Genomic DNA, 20617 nt, shown 5'->3' on the forward strand with positions numbered 1-20617 from the left:
TGTTAAATCAGTCCTTTGAGGACGGATAGTGCGCGCATCAGATGCGGTGCTTCGTCGGTTGCTCGGGTGGCGGCGGCCAGCTCGACGGTTGCCGATCCGGTGAGCGCGCGGTAGGTGACGCCTGGGACCAGCAGCTCGGCGACGGGGGCCGGCACGATCGCGATCCCCAGGCCGGCCGCGACGAACGTCACCAGCGTCGACGTCTCCGCCACCTCGTGCCGCACCCGCGGCTCGAACCCGGCCTCCCGGCAGCGCGCGAGCACGGTGTCGTGCATCACCGACCGCCCGCCACCCGCATGGATCACGAAGTCCTCGTCGGCCAGCTCCTCCAGCCGAACCCGGCGCCGGCGGGCCAGCCGATGCCCGTCGGGTACGGCGACGATCAGCGGATCGGCCCGCAGTACGTCGACCCGCAGCGACTCGTCCTCGACCGGCGGCCGCAGCAGCCCGAGATCGATCCGCCCGTCCGCGAGCGCCTGCGCCTGGTCGGGCGCGAGCATCTCGCCCTGTACGGCGACCTCGACATCGGGAAGCTCCTCGCGCAACGTCCGCACCAGTTGCGGCAGCAGGCTGTACGTCGCCGACCCGACGCACCCGATCACCAACCGCCCCTGCAGCCCGGCCGCGACCCGCTGCGCCTCACCCGCCGCGGACGACACCGCCGCGATGATCTGCCGCGCCCGCACCAGGTACGACTCGCCCGCGGGCGTGAGCTCCACGCGTCGCGTCGTACGGCGGAGCAACTGCAGGCCCAGCTCGCTCTCGAGTTGACGGATCTGCTGCGAGAGCGGCGGCTGCGCCATGTGCAGGCGGGCCGCGGCGCGGCCGAAGTGCCGTTCCTCGGCGACGGCGACGAAGTACCGCAGGTGACGGAGCTCCACGAAGCCATACTCTCAGAGTCTCAATCGAGCACATCTGAGTATTTCTCCATATCGGTCGCGGCAACATACCGTCGAACCATGAGTCTGGACAAGGTCGTTGCGACGCCGGCTGCGGGGGTCGCGGACATCGCGGACGGATCGAGTCTCGCGGTCGGCGGGTTCGGGCTGGCCGGGATTCCGTGGTTCCTGATCGAGGCGCTGCTCGAGCAGGGCGCGAGCGATCTGACCGTGGTGTCGAACAACTGCGGCGTCGACGGAGCGGGACTCGGTCTGCTGCTCGAACGCGGGCGGATCAGCCGGGTGATCGCGTCGTACGTCGGGGAGAACAAGGAGTTCGCGCGGCAGTACCTCGCGGGGGAGTTGACGGTCGAACTGACACCGCAGGGCACGCTCGCCGAGCGCTTGCGGGCGGGCGGCTCCGGGATCGGGGCGTTCTTCACTCCGACCGGTGTCGGCACGCTGGTCTCGGAAGGCGGATTGCCGTGGCGGTACGCGCCCGACGGCACGGTCGCGGTCGCGTCGCCGGCCAAGGAGGTGCGGACGTTCCAGGGCCGGGACATGGTGCTGGAGGAGGCGATCGTCACCGATGTCGCGCTGGTCCGCGCCGCAGTCGCGGATCGGGCCGGCAACTGCGTCTTCCACGCGGCCGCCCGGAACTTCAACCCGGTCGCCGCGATGGCCGGCCGGCTGACGATCGTCGAGGCCGAGCGGGTCGTCGAGGTCGGCGAGCTCGCACCGGACGCGATCCACCTGCCGGGCGTGTTCGTGCGCCGCGTCGTACCGCTGACACCGGAGCAGGCCGCCCGCAAGAGCATCGAGAAACGCACCACCCGACCTGCCGTGGGGGCCCGCGGCAACCAATGAGTGCGACTTTCGGTAGTTGATTGGTTACTCTGTGATCTGTTGTGTGGTATGCCTGCGGGGCGACTGCTGACAGAAACGGGGACTTCGGATGGCCGCACGGGTGCGGATGTTGCTTGCTGTCCTGCTCGTGGTGGTCTCGGGAACGGTGCTGACGGCAACTGCCAGGGCGGACACCGTGCGGGACTTCGGGAAGGTCTTCGGGGCGCAGACGAACGGCGCGGTCCGGATCACCGGGAACACGCTGCTGAGCTGCGACCGGACGTCCCCGACGTGTCGCGCGGCGCTGGCCGGGGGCAGTGCCAACGCGAACAACAACAACTGGACGATGCAGCTCCTGGACCTGGACTCCGACGCGTCCACCAAGTCCTCCTCGGGCGCGACGGTCGCCCTGCCGGCCGGTGCCCAGGTGCTGTACGCCGGCCTGTTCTGGGGTGCGGCCCGTGGTGCCGGCAGCGGCGGTACGGGGACCAGCGACGACGGTACGACGATGCGCCTCCGGCTGCCCGGCAACGCGGCGTACCAGACGGTGACCGCGAGCAAGACCGACTATCTGAACACCGGGTCGAAGAACGACTACTCGTCCTACCTCGATGTGACGGACCTCGTGCGGGCGGGCGGCAACGGCGAGTACTGGGGCGCCGATGTGCCGACCGGGACGGGCGGCGACCGGTACGCCGGGTGGAGTCTGGTGATCGCGTACCAGTCCGCGGAGGAGCCGCTGCGGGACCTGAGCGTCTTCAACGGGTACGCGAAGGTGAGCAGCGGCGAGCCGGTGCGGACCAGCATCTCCGGGTTCCTCGCGCCGCCGAGCGGTGCGGTCAACGCGCGGTTCGGCAGCGTCACATACGAGGGCGACGGCGGCATCACCGGCGACTACTTCGCGGTCAACGGCACCCGGCTCGCCGACGCGCAGAGCCCGTCGGCGAACTTCTACGGCAGCCGGATCACCGACGGCGGCACGAACCTGACCGACCGGACACCGGCCAGCATGAACAACCTGGGCATGGACGCCAAGGTGGTGGACGCGGCCGGCATCCTGCCGAACAACTCGACCAGCGCCGAGCTGACCTTCGCGAGCACCGGTGACGTGTACTACCCGGCCGCGCTGACGACCCAGATCGATCTGTACGCACCGACGATCCTCGGCACGAAGACGGTCCGCAACCTGGCAGGCAACGAGCCGGCGAAGGTTGGCGACACCCTCGAATACACGCTGAACTTCAGCAACACGGGTGACGACGACGCGCTCCGGTCGACCGTTCGCGACGAGCTGCCGCCCAACACGACGTACGTCCCCGGATCGCTCAGCGTGGCGTCCGGTGCGGGGACCGGTGCCAAGACCGACCAGGCCGGGGACGACCAGGCGGACTACACGGCTAGGACGGTCCGGTTCCGGATCGGTACCGGTGCGAACGCCACGAACGGCGGCCGGTTGAAGAAGAACCAGAGCAGCACGGTCCGGTTCCGTGTGACCGTCGACCAGGCTGCGGCCGGTACGACGCTGGACAACGTCGGCCTGCTCGACTACACGGCCGAGACGCTGAACAAGCAGTACACGTACCGGACCGACGAGGTGCACACCCCCGTCGCGGCCTCGGCGGACGTGTCGATCACCAAGACCGCGAAGCCGGACCCGGTGTCCGCGGGTGGTGAGCTGACCTACACATTGGTTGCCCGCAACAACGGTCCGAGCGCAGCACAGGACATAACAGTCACTGACACGCTTCCCGACGGCGTCGAACTTGTCTCCGCGACGCCCACACAGGGCGCCTGCTCGTCGACGATCTGCTCACTCGGCACGGTGGCAGCAAAGGCTGCTGCCACGATCACCGTCGTGGTCCGCGTTCCTTCCGCGAGTACGGCGACCAGCCTGACCAACGTCGCCACGGTCACTACCTCCACCTCGGACCCGAACCCGGACAACAACACGTCCTCGGTCACGACTGACGTGGCCCGTACGGCGGACCTCGCGCTCGTCAAGTCCGTGGCACCGGCTCAACCAGCACCTGGTGAGTCCGTCGTATTCACACTGGCGATCAAGAACAACGGACCATCCGACGCAGAGCAGGTCCGCGTCGCCGACTCGGTACCTGCCGGCTTCACGATCACCGGCGTACAGTCCGCAGCTACCTGCACGACAGCTGGTCAGGACGTCCACTGCACTCTGCCCAAGCTCGCGGCCGGGGCGAGCGTCGCCGTACGGATTGCCGCGACCCTTGACGCTGGGTACCAGGGCGGCGCGCTGACCAACACCGGAAAGGTCAGCAGCGACACCCCGGACCCGGAGGACTCGAACAACACCGGCACGGTGACGGTCACACCAGGTGCAGCCAAGGCCGACCTGGTCGTCGCCAAGGAGACACGGACCAAGCCGGTCGTCGCGGGGGAGCCGATCACCTACCGGATCACGGTGCACAACGACGGGCCGTCCGACTCGCAGAAGGTTGGGCTGACGGACGCCGTACCCAGTGCGTTGACAGGCGTCACGGCGGACAGCTCCGCAGGGTCCTGCACGGTTGACTCGGCGCAGGTGCAGTGTGCCTTGGGCACTCTGACCGCTGGATCCACCGCGACCGTCACAGTGACAGGGACCGTTTCTGCGAAGGCAATCGGGCAACTCACGAACTCCGCGACCGCAACCAGCTCTACGTCGGACCCGGACACCAGTAACAACACTGGACGTACGACGGACGACCTGACCGCCAGCGCCGATCTGGCGATCACGAAGACCGCTCAGCCGGTACCTGTGCAGGCCGGTCGTCCGGTGACCTACACGCTGACGGTGACGAACAACGGGCCGTCCGCAGCGCAGTCGGTGAAGGTGATTGACCCGGTACCGGCGCCTCTGCAGTACGCGTCGTCGACCACGTCCAGTGGCAGCTGCACCGAGGCTGACGCGACCGTCACTTGTGCCGTCGGCACGGTGGCGCCCGGCGATGTGGTGACCGTGACGGTGGTGGCGAACGTCCCGTCCGGCACCCCGCCGAACCAGCTCGCCAACACGGCGACCGTCGCGTCGCCCACGCCGGACCCGGTCGACGACAACAACTCGGCGACGTACACGCTGATGACCGGCGCGCAGGCGAATATCTCCATCACCAAGACGGCGTCGCCGGACCCGGTGGTGGCCGGCAAGGCGATCACCTTCAACCTGACGGTCCGCAACGCGGGTCCGTCGGACGCAGGCGGCGTCACCGTCGAGGACGACGTACCTGACGCTGTGACTGGGGTTTCGGCCACGGCGACCGGCGGAGCGACCTGCACCGCCGTCAACGGCTCCGTGCGCTGCCTAGCGGCGACGCTGGCGGCCGGGGACAGCTTCGTGGTCACCATCAAGGGAACCGTCGCGCCCGGGACTGCACCCGGCGAGCTCGTCAACTCGGCATCGGCGGACTCGCGGACGCCGGCCGACCCGACCAAGTCCAACAACACCTCCACCACCACTCCGGCTGTCGAGGCCCAAGCCGACCTGTCCGTCACCAAGACCGCGGCGGCAACGGTTGTCGCGGGCAACGAGCTGACGTACACACTGGCCGTGCACAACGCCGGTCCGTCGGACGCGGTCGGCACGGTGGTCTCAGACACGCTTCCGGCGGGTACGACGTTCGTCAGCGGAACCGGACCTGGTGGCGCCTGCACCCAGGACCCTGCGGTGTCGGAGCCGGTCGTCAGCTGCCCTGTCGGCACGATGGCGCCGGACGACGACGCTGACATCACTGTCGTCGTGAAGGTCTCGCCGGACCAGCCGGCCGGGACCCTGGTCAACAACGCGACGGTGAGCTCGCAGACTCCGGACCCGAACGACCAGAACAACATGGACTCGGTCGAGACCAAGGTGACTACGGCCGCCGACCTGTCGATCGTGAAGACCGTGCAGCCGTCGCCGCTCGTGGCTGGTGGCGAAGCGGTCTACACGCTGACCCTGCACAACGAGGGTCCGTCCACCGCGCAGAACGTGTCTGTCTCGGACTCCGTGCCGGCTGGTCTGTCGGTGCTTGAGGCAACGAGTGCGGACGGCGCCTGTACGACGGCCGACTCCACAGTGACCTGTGGGCTGGGAACTGTCGCAGCGGGTGGCAGCGCGGTCGTCGTACTGCGGGTCGCGGTCGCGGCCTCGCAGACTGCGGCGATCACCAACACCGGCTCGGTGACCAGTACGACGACAGACCCTGACCCGTCGAACAACGACGGCTCCGTGACGACCGACGTGGAACAGGTCGCCGACGTCGACGTCATCAAGACCAGTGACGAGTTGACCGTGGTGGCCGGTGGCGGAGTCACCTACCGCCTCACCGTGGTGAACCACGGTCCCTCGGACGCTACTGCTGTCAGTGCAGTGGACAGCCTGTCGACCAGCTTGTCGCTGGTGAAGGCGGATCCCAGCCAAGGCGCATGTACGACGGCTGGTCAGACAGTGCGCTGTGCGCTCGGCACGATTGCAGCGGGCAGGACGGCGACCGTACTGATCACGGCCGCGCTTGACCCGGCGTACCAAGGAACGTCGCTGGCGAACACTGCCACGGCGACTTCCCCGGTGACTGACCCGGACGAGAGCAACAACAGCTCCACGGTGACGACGCCGGTCGAGACCCGTGCGGACATCAGCGTCACGAAGACCTCCGACCCGGCCGGAGTGACGCCGGGCAGTACGTTCGACTACACGATCGTCGTCACCAACGCCGGTGCGTCGACCGCGCGGGCGGTAGTACTGTCCGACACCGTGCCCGCTGGGCTTACGGTCAGCTCCGCGTCGAGGGGCTGCACGGTCGAGGGACGTGCGGTGCGCTGCGAGCTCGGTGACCTGCCGATCGGACAGGCGATCGTCTCGCTGCGCGTGCGGCTGGCCTCCGGGTACGACGGCGCGAGCGTCACCAACACCGCGACAGCGACGTCGCCGACGACCGATCCGCACCCGGAGAACAACTCCGGCACGGTGGAGTCGCCGGTGACCGCGCTGGCGGACCTGGCGATCAGCAAGGCCATGTCCCCGGCCGCTCCGGTGTCCGGGCAGACGGTGAAGTACGTCCTGACTGTGAAGAACAACGGCCCGTCCGACGCCCGCATGGTGACGATCGCCGACGAACTGCCGCGCGGCCTCACCAAGGTGAGCACCACGGGTGGCTCCTGCACCCTGCTGCCTCCGGTTGCTGCCGGCGCCCTAGACGCCCCTGAGGCCGGCACGGTCCAATGCGGTACAGCCTCGCTGCCCGAAGGGGCAACTATCGCGATCACGATCACCGCGACCGTGGTCGCTGGATTCACGGGCACGCTGGAGAACATCGCCCGCGTCGGCTCGTCCACGTCGGACCCGGTGATCGCCAACAACGAGGCGAAAGTCAGCGGCCGTACCACCCAGTCGGCGAACCTGGGCGTCCACAAGACCGCCTCAGCACAGAAGGTGACTGCAGGCACCACGCTGCGTTACATCATCGCCGTACACAATGCTGGTCCATCCACAGCGGTCGGCGTAACGGTCATCGACGTACTCGCGAACGGGCTCCGCCTCACCAGCACGCCGGAGCACTGCACTGCGGACGGCCAGAAGATCGCTTGTGCGGTAGGCCGAATCGACCCCGGTACGACGGCGAAGGTGTCGCTGGAGGTCCTGGTCGACGCGCAGTACGGCGGAACTTCCGTGACGAACGTAGCCAAGGCCGAGGCAACCACGCTGGATTCGGACCTGACCGATAACACCAGCTCGGTCACCGTGACGGTCACACCGCGTCAGCCCGCTCGGCCGACTCCGCCGCCGCAGAAGCCTGGCAACGAGCTGCCAAACACGGGCAGTTCGGTCAGTCCTGGCTTGCTGTTCGCCGCCCTGGCGCTGATCGTGGCAGGCCTCGGCATCCTCGCGGCAACCCGCTCCCGGCGTACCAGGATCTGAGTTCTGCCCGGTTGCAGGTAGCTGCAACTTCCTCGTCAGATGTCTGTGAGCTCGGCTACACTCGGCGCGATCTCGAGGTTTCGAGACACTCTGGAGGGGGAACTCCTATGAAACTGCAGCGCCTTGCGCTCGTATTGGCTGGGGCCGGTCTGCTCGGCGCCGCGGCCGCTTCGGCTCCGGCGGCCGCCACCGGCCAGGCCGATCCGAAGCCGTATCTCTCGAAGCAGTCCGGACCGCTGTCGGCGAAGGCCGCCGCCGCCGGCTGCCTCAGCGCGGTCGGCGTGCCCACTGCCGCGGGCACCATGCAGGAGATCGACGCGACCCCGGCGACGCCGCCGCGTTCGGACGTCTACGAAACGTTCCCGTTCGTCGGCACGCGGGCGGACGCGACCTGGTACTTCGCGGCCAACGCCTCGCAGACCCAGTTCTACTACTACGGCCTGCTACTGCAGGGCGCGAACCTCTACCGGCACACGACGTACCTGCCGGCCGACTCGGCGAACCCGCCGGTGCCGACCTTCAAGAAGGTCGGGACGGGCTGGACCAACTTCAAGTCGATCGCCACGTCCAACTACAGCGTCGGCACGCCGCGGCACGCGTACCTCTACGGCCTGAACACCAACAACAGCCTGTACCGCTACGCGATCGTCGGCGCCGGCTTCCAGGCGCTCGGCCCGATCCCGGGCTTCCGCGGCTTCAAGGCGATGACGGTGATCAGCGAGTCCGCGACGTACGACACGTTGCTGATGACAACGACCGCCGGCGCGCTCTGGACTGCTCACATCCCGATCGCTGCCGGAGCCAAGCCGGTCATGAAGCTCATCCGCTCCTCGGGCTTCGCCGCGTACGACTCCCTGGTCGCCCAGGGCTGCGGCACCCGCGGCGGCACGCTGCTCGTCGCCGCCGACCACGACACCCAGACCGCCGACCAGTTCGCGCTGAGCCACGCGAACGGCACCGCCACCGCGGTCACGCCGTACGGCAAGATCCCGGGTGTCTTCAACGGCGTCACCCACGTGTCGCTCACCACGCACTACGACCAGCTGGTCGGCGAGTAGTCACAAACCGTTCATCCGCAGGCCGAGGCCATGCGCCTCGGCCAGCACGGCCGCCAGCCGGTCCGGATGAATATGGTTGCCCTTCGCAACGGGAGCGATCTCGTGCGCGTACAGCACCAACGTCCCGCCGCCCTCGGCGAGCTCACGAAGGAGCTCACTGAGGGCGGCGGCGTCGTTCTCACGCGGTACGTCGCCACGCGCGGTGTCGAAGCCGCACCCAGGAAAGACCCGCGTGCCTGCAGCAACAACGGCAGATCGCGCCGCGGCCAGGTCGGACGTCCGCGGGCCGCCACCACGAAGGTGGTCGAACACGTCCAGCAGCACCGCGTCGGTCGTCTCGTCCCTCCGGCTGTTCGGGTACGCGAAGCTGGTCGCAGCCGCTCCCAGAGCACGCAGCGCGTCGACGCTGCTGTCGATCTCGGTCCGTAGGTACTCCGCCGCGCCCAGCTCCGCGATCGCCTGAGGGGCGTTGCGATGCCGGGCACCGTGCGACCCGACCGAGTGCCCCGCGGACAGGATCCGCCGGACACCGGCCTGTTCCTCCTCGTCCAGCAGATCCGCCTCGACGACGAAGAACGTCACCTGCGCACCGACCGCGTCGAACAGCGGCAGCGCGGCCTCCCATCCTGCGACATGCCTGTCGTCAAAGGTCAGCACCAGTCGGCCCATATGGGCAGACCATACGCTGGCCACCGAAGCTCGCTAACCCGACCTAGGGGGCGAGTTGCCAGAGGTGGGTGGTGGGTGGGGCTTCTACTTGCCAGGTGGGTGGGGTGGTGGGGTAGATGCGGGTGCTGAGGGCTCGGCCTGCGCTGGTGAAGACTTCGAGGGTTGAGCCGTCGAGGATGATTCGGGCGGCGGGGCGGCCGGATGAGGGATCGAAGGCGTCCGTTGCCTGCATGCGGCCGCCGTGGGCGTGGTGGTTGAGGCTGGCGTGGGTGCGGTCGATGGTCAGGGTGTCGGCGTCGAGTTCGATGACCAGGCGTTCCTGCTCGCTGAAGTGGATGACGACCTGCCCGGAGCCTTCCGGTACGACGATCTCGCACTGGGCGCCTGTCGACGCGCCGTCAGCGGGTGAGCCGTCGCCGACGCGGAGGGTGTCGAGCGTCGGCACCGGTGCGCTGCGGAGTGACGAGTCCGGCCCGAGCCAGACGACGCGAGGCAGTGAGATGACGCCTGCCCAGTCGTCGGTCCAGCCCGGCCGGTCCCGTCCCTCGGTCAGCCATCCGAACAACAGCGGCCCGAATCGGCTGTCCCGCAAGGCGGATGCCGCGTAGAAGTTCGTCCCGTGATCGACGCGCCGCGGAACCACAGGTACGTCGACATCGAACGACAGCACGTCAGCGGGTCCGCCCTCCGGCGACCACGACGCGATCACCGCGATCCGGCGGCCGTCGATCGTGAGCAACTGCGGACATTCCCACGCGGCGCCGGTGTCGTTGCCGTCCACCACACCGCGGGGCAGCTCGGCGAGCGGGCCGGCGTACGTCCAGTTCTCGAGGTCGGTCGAGCGGTACGACGGGATGCTCGCCCCACTGTCGACGTACCCGGCGCCGACGACCATCCACCAGGCACCGTTCTCCTTCCAGACAAAGGGATCGCGGAACATGATCGCCTCGTCGGACGGGTCAGGCACCACCTGGTGCGGCGGGCCGAACGACGTACCGCCGTCGTCGGACACGGCGGTGAGCACCGACTGGTACGGGTGCCCCTCGATGTGGCCCGAGTAGAACGCGCGGACCCGTCCGTCGTCCAGGACCGTGTTGCCGGACCAGCAGCCGTCGGTGTCCGGCCCGCCCGGCTGCGGCGCCATCGCGGGCCGGTGCACGGTCCAGCGCACGTAGTCGGGCGAGGTTGCGTGCCCCCACTCGACCGGTACGTGGTGGTCGAGCGTGGGGCGCGACTGGAAGTACAGGTGTACGTCGTCGCCTACCTCGATCGGCCCGTTCGGGTCGTTGAGGTATCCGCGCGGGGGCCGGACGTGGAACGCGGGGCGCAGGTGCGCGACCGCGCCAGAGTCCTCTCCAGGCGATCGAGTTGCGGACTGGGTCTGGGTCACCGGGATGCTCCTGCCGTGATGCCTGCGATGAAGTACCTCTGGGCGAAGATGAACAGCACTACGCTCGGGAGGATCGCCAGTACGACGCCGGCCAGCACGACCGAGATCGAACCGGTGCCGAGGTTCCCCTGCAGACCGACGAGTCCGAGCGGCAGGGTGAAGTTGTCCTGCGTCTGCAGGAAGATCAGTGGCCGGTAGAACTCCGCCCAGAAGCCGGAGAAGTTCAGGATCGCGAGGGTCGCGATCGCCGGACCGGCCATCTTGGCGTAGATCATCAGGAATGTCTGGAAGTGTCCGGCGCCGTCGATCCTTGCCGCCTCGCCCAGTTCGCGAGGCATCTGCATGAAGTACTGGCGCATGAGGAAGGTGCCGAACGCGCTGCCGAGTGCGGAGACCACCAGCGACAACGGGCTGTCGGAGAGTCCGAGGTACCGGATGATCACGAACACCGGGATGATGATCGTCTGCAGCGGAACCATCATGGTGGCCAGGAAGATCCCGAAGATCACCGAGCGCCCCGGGAAGCTGATCATCGCGAACGCGTACCCGGACAGCGTGCAGGTGATGGTCTGACCGACCACGATCAGCCCGGTCACGATCACGCTGTTGAAGAAGAACCGGCCGATCGGGATCCGGTCGAAGACCGCGGCGTAGTTGGAGAAGTCCGGGTGCGACGGGATCCACTGCGGCGGGTTGCTGAACGCCTCGGCCGGTGTCCGCAGCGACGTGGTGACGGTCCACAACAACGGGCCGAGGGCAATCATCGCGGCGACCACCAGCACCGCGATGCCGAAGATCCGGCCGATCCGGGCCAGCGTTCCGGTGGATTCTGTCATTGGTAGAACACCAGCTTTCGTGCCGCGAGGAACTGCAGCCCGGTGATGATCAGGATCGCCGCCAGCAGCACGATCGCGATCGCCGAGCCGTACCCGAACTGCAGGTTCTGGAAGCCCTTCTGGTACATCTGGATCGTCACCGTCGTGGTCGCCGATCCCGGGCCGCCCTTGGTCATGATGTACGGCTGGTCGAACAGCTGCATCGCGTTGATCAGGGCAACGACCGCGGCGAACAGGATCGTCGGGCTGATCAACGGGACCTTGATCCGGAACAGCGTCCGGAACGCCCCGGCGCCGTCGATCTGCGCGGCCTCCAGTACGTCGGTGGGGACCGACATCAGCGAGGCGACGAACAGGACGAACGTGAACCCGATCTGCTGCCACACCGCGATCAGCACGATCGTCGCGGCCGCCCCGAAACCGCTGGTGAGCCACGGCACGTTCGAGATTCCGAGCAGGCTGAGGTAGTAGTTCACGACCCCGAACTTGTAGTCGAACAGGTAGCCCATGAAGATCGACACGGCCGCCGTGGACGCGAGCAGCGGCAGGTAGAACGCCGTACGGAACAACGTCCGTACCCAGACCAGCTTGCGCTGGTTGACAAGGACCGCGAGCCCGAGACCGATGGTCAGCTGCAGTACGACGATCGCGAGCGCCATCCCCAGTGTCACGCCGAACGACTTGAGCACCGGCCCGTCGGTGAACAGCCGCTGGTAGTTCTCCAGCCCGACGTACTCCGGGGTCGAGATGACGTCCCAGGAGAAGAACGACAGACCCAGGGAGGCGATGATCGGGATCGCGGTGAAGATCGCGACGAACAGCACCGACAGCCCGATCATCGCGAACCCGAACCGCGACTCTCCGTGCGAGGACGGGTGACGGCGCTTCTTCACGACGGCCTCTCGCACTTCCGCAGTGACGGCTGCCATCAGCTCGCTCCTGCCGCCTTCTCGAGGTCGGACTGCAACCCGTCCAGGGCCGCCTTGGCGTTACCGGACGAGATGGCCTGCGTGGTGCGCTGGTTCAGCGCGGTCGCGAGCGCGTTGTAGTACGGCGGGGCCGGGATCGGGGCTGTGTCCGGGTGCTTGGTCAGCGTGTCGTAGAAGGTCGACCAGTGCTTCGGCCCGGTCTTGGCGTACCGTGCGGCCGTCACCAGGGACTTGCGGCCGGGCGTGGTCACGTTGCCAGGGAAGACCAGGTCGAAGGTCTCCGGCTTCACCAGCAGCTTCAGGACCTCCCAGGCCAGATCCTTCTTCTTCGACGATTTGAAGATCGCGTACCCGCCGGCGCCGAACAGGTGCCGCTGGCTCTTCCACTTCGGGAACATCGTGACGTCGAAGCTGCCGTTCTTCATCCCGGCGTTGGTCAGGCCGCCGGCCCAGAACCCGCCGCCGATCGACATCCCGATCCGGTTCGACGCGAACAGGCCCTGCAGCGTGCCGCCACCGCCGACGTCGGGCGACGGCGAGAGGCCCTTCTTCGTCAGCTCGATCATGTAGTTCAGCGCCTCGACGGTCGCGTCGGAGTTCGCGGTCGGTGCGCCCCATTTCCAGCCGCCCTTCCGGCCGGCGGCGGCAGCGTCACCGGCGTACGCCTTGCTCCACAGCCAGTCGCCGCCGTCGTACTTGCCCTCCTCGAGCAGGTTGGCGTTGTTCGCGTACATGAACGACGTCCAGCTGCCCCACAGCCGGACCACCCAGCCGAAGGCGTTGATGCCCTTGAACTTGGCGATCTTGGTCGCCGCGGTCTCGAAGTCGTCGAGGGTCCAGTCCGCACTCGGCGGTACGACGCCGGCGCGCTGGAAGAGCTCCGTGCTGTAGAACATGTTCCCGGCGTTGAAGCTGTCCGGGAGCTCCCACAGGTGGCCCTGGTACATCATCGACTCGATCAGGGCCGGGTGGATGTCGGCGAAGTACTCCTTCAGCGCGTCCAGGTCCTTGGTGACGTAGTCGTCGAGCGGCACCGCGAGTTCCTTCGACGCCATCAGCTGCAGGCCTTCGGTGGCGACGCTGATGATGTCCGGCGGGGTCCCGGCGGCGATCTGGGTCAGCACCTTGGCCAGGAAGTCGTTCCAGTCGGTGCCGTTGATGGCGGAGATCTCGAACTTGATGGTCGAGTCGAGCTTGGCGATCTGCGGCTGCAACCGGTTCTGCAGCTGGGTCGCCTGCGCCTGCTCGCCGAAGTACAGCATCTTCAGCGACTTCGACGAGCCGCCGCCGTCCTTGCTGCAGGCGGCCAGGTTGGCCAGCGCGCCCAGACCGAGGCCACCGGCCCCGGCCTTCAGCAGCGTGCGGCGGGCGAGCGAGCCTCCGGGCGGATGAATACCTGTCATGAGGGTTCCTCCTTGACCGCTCGGGCGGCCCGACGCGCCGCCCAATACGTATTGACCCGGGACGGTAGCAGCGGTGTACGGTGTGACGCAATACGTATTGGGCCGCGCTGTGATAGTAAATTGGCTGCGGCTCGCAGGCCGCGCACCGTACTGCGCCTACCTAAGCGGGGAGAACCATGGCGAAGTCGTCGGACGGACGGCCGAAACGCGTCACGATGACCGACGTCGCCCGGCGCGCGGGGGTGTCCCAGCCGACGGTCTCGTTCGTGCTCAACGACCGCCGCGACGTGGCGGTGGCCGAGGAGACCAGGCGGCGCGTGCTCGAGGCCGCGGCCGAGCTCGACTTCGTCCCCAACCGGGCCGCCCAGCTGCTGCGGTCGAACAAGTCGTTCACCGTCGGCGTCGTGACCAGTGGGATCGTCTCCCAGCCGTACGCCGGTCTGATCGTGCTCGGCCTACAACAGGTCGTCCAGCCCGCGGGCTACGTGTGCATGGTCGTCGACACGACCGGCGACCCGGGGCAGGGCGACGACGCGGTGGCGAGCCTGGTCGGCCAAGGCGTCGCCGCGATCGTGTACGCGTCGCTCGCGCCCCAGCCGCTGCACCGCAGCCCGCGCCTTGACGGGATCCGGACGATCTTCGTCAACTGCTGGCCCGAGGAGGGCCACGCCGACACGATCCTGCTGGCCGACGAGTACGCCGGTGGTCGTGCCGCGGCGGCGTCCGTGTTCGAGCGCGGGCATCGCGAGGTCGCGTTCCTCGGCGGCATGCGGAACGACTACGCGTGCAAGGAACGTCGGCGCGGCTTCGACGACGCCGCCCGGGCGGCCGGTCTACGTCCGGCCGATCTCGTGCATCGGTACGGCACCTATCAGATCGGCAACGGGTACGACCTGGCGACCGAGGTGATCACTGAGCATTCCCCGACGGCGTTGGTCTGCGGGAACGATCGAATGGCGATCGGCGCGCTGCTCGCCCTGCACGCGCTCGGGCTGGACTGCCCGCGGGACGTCAGCATCGTCGGTTTCGACGACCAGCCTGACGTCGCGGACCAGGTCCGTCCGGGTCTGACCACCGCCGCGCTGCCGCACCTGATGCTGGGTCGACGGGCCGGCGAGCTCCTGCTGGCCGGCCCGGACGATGCGCCCGAGCGGGTGATCGTCGACTGCGATCTGATCGAGCGCGACTCCGTCGGTGATCCGCCGCGTCGGCGGCCGCGGCCTCGGGCTCGGTCTGGGGCGTGAAATGATCCACTGGCGCCCGTCGTCGGGCTTCGTCGGCGACGTGATCCCGTTCAGTCACGCGGGGCGGATCTGGTTGTTCTACCTGCTGGACGAGCGTCCGGAGGACCCGACCGCCGGTGCGAGGGGGATGCCGTGGGCGTTGGTGTCCACCACGGACTTCGTGCAGTACACGGACCACGGCGTCGTACTGCCGGCGGGGGATCGGGATGCGGTCGATTTCGACTGCTACACGGGCAGTGTGGTGGCCGATGGTTCGCAGCTGCACCTCTTCTACACCGGGCACAATCCGCGGCGCGGGGACGCGGACGGCTCGTTTCAGGTCGTGTGTCATGCGGTCAGTGCCGGTGATCCGACGCGTTGGACCAAGCTCTCCTCGGAGGCTTTCGGTGCGCCGCCGGGGTATGTGCCGCAGGACTGGCGGGATCCGTTCGTGTACCGGACCGCAACCGACCAGCCGTGGCAGATGGTCTTGGCGGCGCGGTACGTCGACGTGCCGGATCGCCGGTGTGGTGTCGTCGCGCGGTTGACGTCGACCGACCTGGCGCAGTGGACGATCGCGGAGCCGTTGTGGGAGCCGCACCGGTTCATCACGCAGGAGTGCCCGGATGTGTTCCAGTGGGGCGACTGGTGGTACCTGGTGTACTCCGAGTTCACTGACGCGTTCCAGACGCGGTACCGGATCGCGCGTGGGCCGGACGGTCCGTGGCTCGCGCCGGGGCGCGACACCGTCGACGGGCGGGCGTTCTACGCGGCCAAGTCGGTCGAGCATGAGGGGCGCCGGTTCTTCATCGGCTGGATCCCCACAAAACAAGGGGATTCCGACGCAGGCCCGTGGCAGTGGGCCGGCGACCTCGCCGTACTCGAAGCCCATCAGGAGGACGACGGGACGCTGGCGTTCGGTCTCCCCGCGGAGGTCGCGACGGCGTACGCCGACGTACAGGACGTCAAGCTGTCACCGCTGGACGGCGCAGACGCCGAGCCGGGACAGGGCGCGATCGACCGGTACGCCGCCTGGATCGGAGACGTGGTGCCGGACCGGTGCCTGATCTCGTTGACGGTCGACGTCGCGGCCGGCACGCAGGCGTTCGGGCTCCTGTTACACGCCAGCGCGGACGGCGAGCACGCCACCGTCGTACGCCTCGAGCCACAACGCAACCGCATCGTCCTAGACCACTGGCCCCGCGCCCGCACCGGCCCAGCCCAATGGCAGGTAGCCGGCGACATCCCCCACCTCATAGAATTAGAACGCCCCTGCCCCCTACCACCCGGCCGCCACACCGTGCAGGTCCTACTAAACGGAACCACCGGCCAGGTCGTAGTAGACAACCGAGCAGCCCTAACCTTCCGCCGCTACGAACTGGGTGCGCGCCACCTCGGCCTCTTCGTCACCGACGGCGTCGTAGACCTCGCAGAGCTCACAGTCTCGAGCTGAGTTGTGCGCCGTCAGCGAGCCTTCTGCTCCTGGGAGCAGACGAGCGGTTGTCCGGCTCTTGTGACCGATGTGTGGGTGGTTGAGGCGGTGCAGCGCCGCGGCGCGTGCAGTTTGGACAGGAAGTGGTGGGTGGAGACCTGCGATTTCGGCTCTCCGACCCGATCCGCGCCAACCCGAAGAGCGGGGAAACAAAGTTGCATACAGCGACGGCTTCTTTCCCCGCCACGACAGCTCACTCTCCGGGGCACCGCCAAACCCACGACTCGACGGACACCTGCAACTGCGCCACCTTCGCTCGAAGAGCCACCGGATCGATCAGCCCAACTCACCCACACATGCCTCACGAGAGCCGGCTATCCCCTCGTCCGGAGGGTCTCTGCTGGTGTGCAAGGGGATAGCCGGCTCTTCTGACTGCTCCGTGGGCTCAGCCGGTTGCGGGTCACGGCTTCCGGCCGAACCGAACGTCCCGCCGCGACCTCCGCTGTCTGCCGGCCATTGGTCGCGGTCCCGTCTGCATTGGTGGAGGGTTTCCCGTACATCGGTGGAGTGTTTCTGGCGCCATCGCAGCAAAACCCTCCACCAACAACCGCCCCCATCGCCGGCACCAGGTCAGCTGGGAAGCTGGGGTTGGGTTGGGGAGGTTCCTTTCCCGGATCGGGCAGGAAATCCTCCCCAGATCCGCGTACCAGCTCATGCCACGCACGGCACCCGCGAGCACCGGCCGGGAGCAAACCACCCACGGATGCGGCAGGAGCGCCGGATAACCGGCGCTGGGGCTGGTGGACCGGTGGGTGGGTTAGGTTGCGGGGGCCTCGTCCGCCCAGGGTTTGTGGAGGTTCTCGTGCGTCGGTTACCTGTTGCGTTGGCTGTTGTTGCTGGTTTGGTTGCTGCTGTGGGACTGGTGGTTGTACATCCGGGGAGTGTGGCGCGAGCTGATGCTGCGGTGACAGCGCAGGCTGCTGCGGGGCCGAGTAGTGTGCGGCGGGTTGGGACGGAGGACTTTGCCGACCCCGGGTTCGCGCACCTTGGTTCGAAGTACTACCTGTTTCGGACTGGTGCGGGGTACGGCACGCGCTGGACGACAAGCGGTGGCTGGTCGGCGGTTCACAAGTCGATGGCGGCGATCCCGGCGTGGGTCGACCACAGCAAGCCGCTGCTCTGGGCGCCGGAAGTTTTCCAGAGCTCCGACAGCCGCGGCGCGTTGTACGTCATGTACCTCACCGGCGAGTCCGCGTCCCGGCACGTGCACTGCATCGGCGTCGCGACCTCCCGTCACCCGGCGGGGAACTACACCCCAGGGTCCAAGCCGGTCGTCTGCTCGCCGTGGGTCTCGCGCGGGTACGAGGCGATCGACCCGGCGGCGTACCGGGCCAAGGACGGCAAGCGGTACCTGATCTACAAGAGCGACTACCGCAACGCGTCCGGCTTCCAGATCCGCGCGGTCCAGATGGACACGCAGACGGGGACGCGCGTGGTCGGCAAGAGTATCGCCAAGATCGTCAGCTCGACCAGGATCGAAGGCCCGTCGGTGATCGCGCACGGCGGCAAGGTGTGGCTGTTCGCGTCCCGCGGTGACTACATCAACTGCTCCTACAACACCGACGTCTGGTCCGCGAGCACCTTCTGGGGCGGTCGCTTCACCCGCGTCAAGACCCTGATGACCACCAAGTCGACCCGGCTCTGCGGACCGGGCGGCGCCACCGTCATCAACGTCGGCGCGACCACCCGGATCGCCTTCCATGCGTACGTCGACGCGAACCACAACGGCGTGAAGGACTCGAACAAGCGCCAGGCCTACACCGGCGTACTCAAGTGGGACACCGGCGGCCGGCCGTACCTGGCCTGAACGGTCCGGGCAAAACCAGTTCAGCTCTTTTCCTGAAGAGATCCCGCTCCTATGATGCTGGGCAAACTAAACCGGTATATCTGAGGAGTGTGGCGATGTCAGATCCGCTCGAGGTCTCCCGGAGAACGCTGATCACGGTGGGAGGCGTCGGCCTGGTGGCGGCACTGGCCGGGGTCGGTACGACGGCCGCGGCGGCTGGATCGGCAGCACCGAAGCCCGGGTCGGGCGGGATCCCGCCGGGACCGTCGACGTACGGATGGAATCCGGCGGACCTGCTCGACTTCGACCCCAAGACCCACCCGTGGGCCCGGCACCTGCGCTGCCTGGTCCCGCTGGCACCGCGGATCGCGCCGTTCGCGCCGACTCAGGCCCACCCCGACCTCGATCCCGGGGTCCGGTTGTCGACGCTCAGCCTGGACGACGCCGGCACGATCTACGAGGGGCGCAACCAGCCGATCGGGCTCGAAGGACACGTCTATACCCAGCGGTTCTGGCCGTACATCGACGTCTGGGGTACTTGGCACGGTCAGGTGCTGCCGTCGGTGCCGAGCGACGTGGTCGCCGACCCGAGTGCGCCCGGCCGGAACTACGGCGTCATCGACATCCCGAACCCGGGCTGGACCGAGGCCGCCCACAAGAACGGCGTCAGGACGATCGGCGGGTGGTTCTGGCCGCGCACCGGCGTCGACTTCGGCGAGTTCCTGGTCCAGGCCGCCGACGGCTCGTTCCCGGTCGGCGACAAGCTGATCGAGATCCGCAGGTACTTCGGTTTCGACGGCCTGTTCATCAACCAGGAGGCGTCGATCACCGCCGCCCAGGCCACGAAACTGCGGGACCTGTTCCGCTATCTGAAGGCCGAGGACCCGGACTTCTACCTGCAGTACTACGACGCGGACCTGCCGAACGGCGATCTGGACTACCAGAACATGCTGAACCAGAAGAACGTCCCGTGGCTCGGCACCCCCGGCGATCCGATCGTCGACTCGATCTTCATCAACTACGGCTGGCCGTACGTCGACGCGGACCTGAGTGGCAGCGCGAGGACCGCGACGGCCGCCGGGTTCGACCCGCGGGAGGTCGCGTTCGCCGGCGTCGAGCACCAGCAGGGCGGCTTCAACCCGGAGGAGTGCTTCACGGATTACGCGCACCCGGGCCGCCCCGGTCCGATCTCCGTGGCGCTGTTCGTCGAGGACCAGTACTGGGCCACCGCCGCGAACTCCGGCGCCACCACGACGCCGGAAGGACGGGCGAAGTACCGCGACCTCGAGCAGCGGTTCTGGTCCGGGCCGACCGGCAACCCGGCGACGTCCGGGCGGATCGAGCCGCGCACACCGCCGTACCGGACCGACGTCCTGAACTACAAGCGCTGGGACGGCATCGCGCACGGCATCGTCGAGCGGTCGCCGTACGGCGCACTTCCGATCGTGACCGCGTTCAACATCGGCGTCGGCAGCACGTTCTACCTGGACGGCAAGCAGGTCCGCGACGGCGGCTGGGACAACCAGGGCTGCGCGGATCGAGCGCTGACCTGGCAGTACTGGACCGACGGCGTCACGGTCACCCTCGACGAGAGCACGGCGTACGAGGGTGCGCACAGTCTCGCGCTCTCGGGCAACGGCGTCGTCCATCTCTTCAAGACGGACATCAGGCAGACCGACCACACCGAGATCAGGGTCGTCGCGCAGGGCCTGTCGACGATCGAGCTCGGCGTCACCCGTCGTACTGCACCGGATCGCATCTCGTGGACCCCGCTGACGCCGATCCGGCGAGCGTCGGGCTGGATCGAGTACGGCGGGCGCGTGCCCTGCGGCGACGACCGCATCGCGCGGATCTCCTTGCGCACCAGCGGATCCGGCCACCTGGGCAAGGTCCTGCTCGCTGACGCACGGTCCCTCTACAAGACTCCCGCCCGCCCACGATCGTTCGCCGTAGCCGACGAGGGCCCCGGTGCAGGCACGACCCACCACCTCAGCTTCGCCTGGTCCCGCCAACCGGACGCCACGGCGTACGACGTACTCCAAGGCGCCAACCGCTGGCTCGGCCGCGTCCACCGCGACGCCTTCTTCGCCGAATCAGTCGACCTCACCAAGGGCCGAACCTTCCAACTGATCCCGATCGCCCCCAACGGCAACCGAGGTACGGCGGCAACCTCCCACCTGTGACAGATCCTGGGGACGTCGC

At 68.0% G+C, this 20617-nt stretch carries 13 protein-coding genes; 7 read left to right on the forward strand and 6 right to left on the reverse strand.

What is annotated here, in order from left to right; genetic code table 11:
* Positions 1–2: 2 nt before the first annotated feature.
* Positions 3–881: a LysR substrate-binding domain-containing protein gene (locus OHB24_RS19945; protein WP_327640574.1), complete on the reverse strand. Its 879-nt coding sequence runs from the start codon at positions 879–881 to the stop codon at positions 3–5.
* Positions 882–959: 78 nt separating this feature from the next.
* Between OHB24_RS19945 and OHB24_RS19950 the strand changes: the two genes are divergently transcribed.
* The 3 genes from OHB24_RS19950 (at position 960) to OHB24_RS19960 (ending at position 8687) form a co-directional block, all read left to right on the forward strand.
* Entirely contained in the window at positions 960–1745 is a 786-nt protein-coding gene (locus OHB24_RS19950) for a CoA transferase subunit A (RefSeq protein WP_327640575.1), read from the forward strand.
* Positions 1746–1833: 88 nt separating this feature from the next.
* Positions 1834–7629, forward strand: a complete 5796-nt coding sequence (locus tag OHB24_RS19955; protein ID WP_327640576.1) for an LPXTG cell wall anchor domain-containing protein — start codon at positions 1834–1836, stop codon at positions 7627–7629.
* Between the two features lie 107 nt (positions 7630–7736).
* Positions 7737–8687, forward strand: coding sequence for a hypothetical protein (locus OHB24_RS19960; RefSeq protein ID WP_327640577.1), 951 nt, complete (start codon positions 7737–7739; stop codon positions 8685–8687).
* On the opposite strand, the gene OHB24_RS19965 is transcribed toward OHB24_RS19960, so the two are convergent.
* Genes OHB24_RS19965 through OHB24_RS19985 form a run of 5 tightly spaced genes read right to left on the reverse strand, consistent with a single transcriptional unit; the run spans position 8688 to position 13914 of the window.
* Positions 8688–9356: a polysaccharide deacetylase family protein gene (locus tag OHB24_RS19965; protein ID WP_327640578.1), complete on the reverse strand. Its 669-nt coding sequence runs from the start codon at positions 9354–9356 to the stop codon at positions 8688–8690.
* A gap of 43 nt (positions 9357–9399) precedes the next feature.
* Complete coding sequence (locus OHB24_RS19970; RefSeq protein WP_327640579.1) at positions 9400–10746, reverse strand: glycoside hydrolase family 32 protein; 1347 nt, start codon at positions 10744–10746, stop codon at positions 9400–9402.
* Positions 10743–11582: a carbohydrate ABC transporter permease gene (locus OHB24_RS19975; protein ID WP_327640580.1), complete on the reverse strand. Its 840-nt coding sequence runs from the start codon at positions 11580–11582 to the stop codon at positions 10743–10745. The genes OHB24_RS19970 and OHB24_RS19975 overlap by 4 nt, the downstream gene beginning before the upstream one ends.
* Positions 11579–12511, reverse strand: coding sequence for a carbohydrate ABC transporter permease (locus OHB24_RS19980; RefSeq protein WP_327640581.1), 933 nt, complete (start codon positions 12509–12511; stop codon positions 11579–11581). Before OHB24_RS19980 ends, OHB24_RS19975 begins: the two co-directional genes overlap by 4 nt.
* Complete coding sequence (locus OHB24_RS19985; protein ID WP_327640582.1) at positions 12511–13914, reverse strand: ABC transporter substrate-binding protein; 1404 nt, start codon at positions 13912–13914, stop codon at positions 12511–12513. The genes OHB24_RS19980 and OHB24_RS19985 overlap by 1 nt, the downstream gene beginning before the upstream one ends.
* Before the next feature lie 176 nt (positions 13915–14090).
* Here OHB24_RS19985 and OHB24_RS19990 point away from each other — a divergent pair, with 176 nt between their 5' ends.
* The 4 genes from OHB24_RS19990 (at position 14091) to OHB24_RS20005 (ending at position 20598) form a co-directional block, all read left to right on the forward strand.
* Positions 14091–15158 carry a LacI family DNA-binding transcriptional regulator gene (locus OHB24_RS19990; RefSeq protein ID WP_327640583.1) on the forward strand — a complete coding sequence of 356 codons (1068 nt, stop codon included), beginning with the start codon at positions 14091–14093 and terminating at the stop codon, positions 15156–15158.
* Positions 15109–16590: a glycoside hydrolase family 32 protein gene (locus tag OHB24_RS19995; RefSeq protein ID WP_327640584.1), complete on the forward strand. Its 1482-nt coding sequence runs from the start codon at positions 15109–15111 to the stop codon at positions 16588–16590. Before OHB24_RS19990 ends, OHB24_RS19995 begins: the two co-directional genes overlap by 50 nt.
* Before the next feature lie 742 nt (positions 16591–17332).
* Positions 17333–18436, forward strand: coding sequence for a family 43 glycosylhydrolase (locus OHB24_RS20000; protein ID WP_327640585.1), 1104 nt, complete (start codon positions 17333–17335; stop codon positions 18434–18436).
* 95 nt (positions 18437–18531) lie between these two features.
* A complete protein-coding gene (locus OHB24_RS20005; RefSeq protein WP_327640586.1) occupies positions 18532–20598 on the forward strand; it encodes an endo-beta-N-acetylglucosaminidase in 2067 nt (688 codons plus the stop codon).
* Positions 20599–20617 lie beyond the last annotated feature (19 nt).

Source organism: Kribbella sp. NBC_00482, assembly GCF_036013725.1.
Lineage (GTDB): Bacteria > Actinomycetota > Actinomycetes > Propionibacteriales > Kribbellaceae > Kribbella.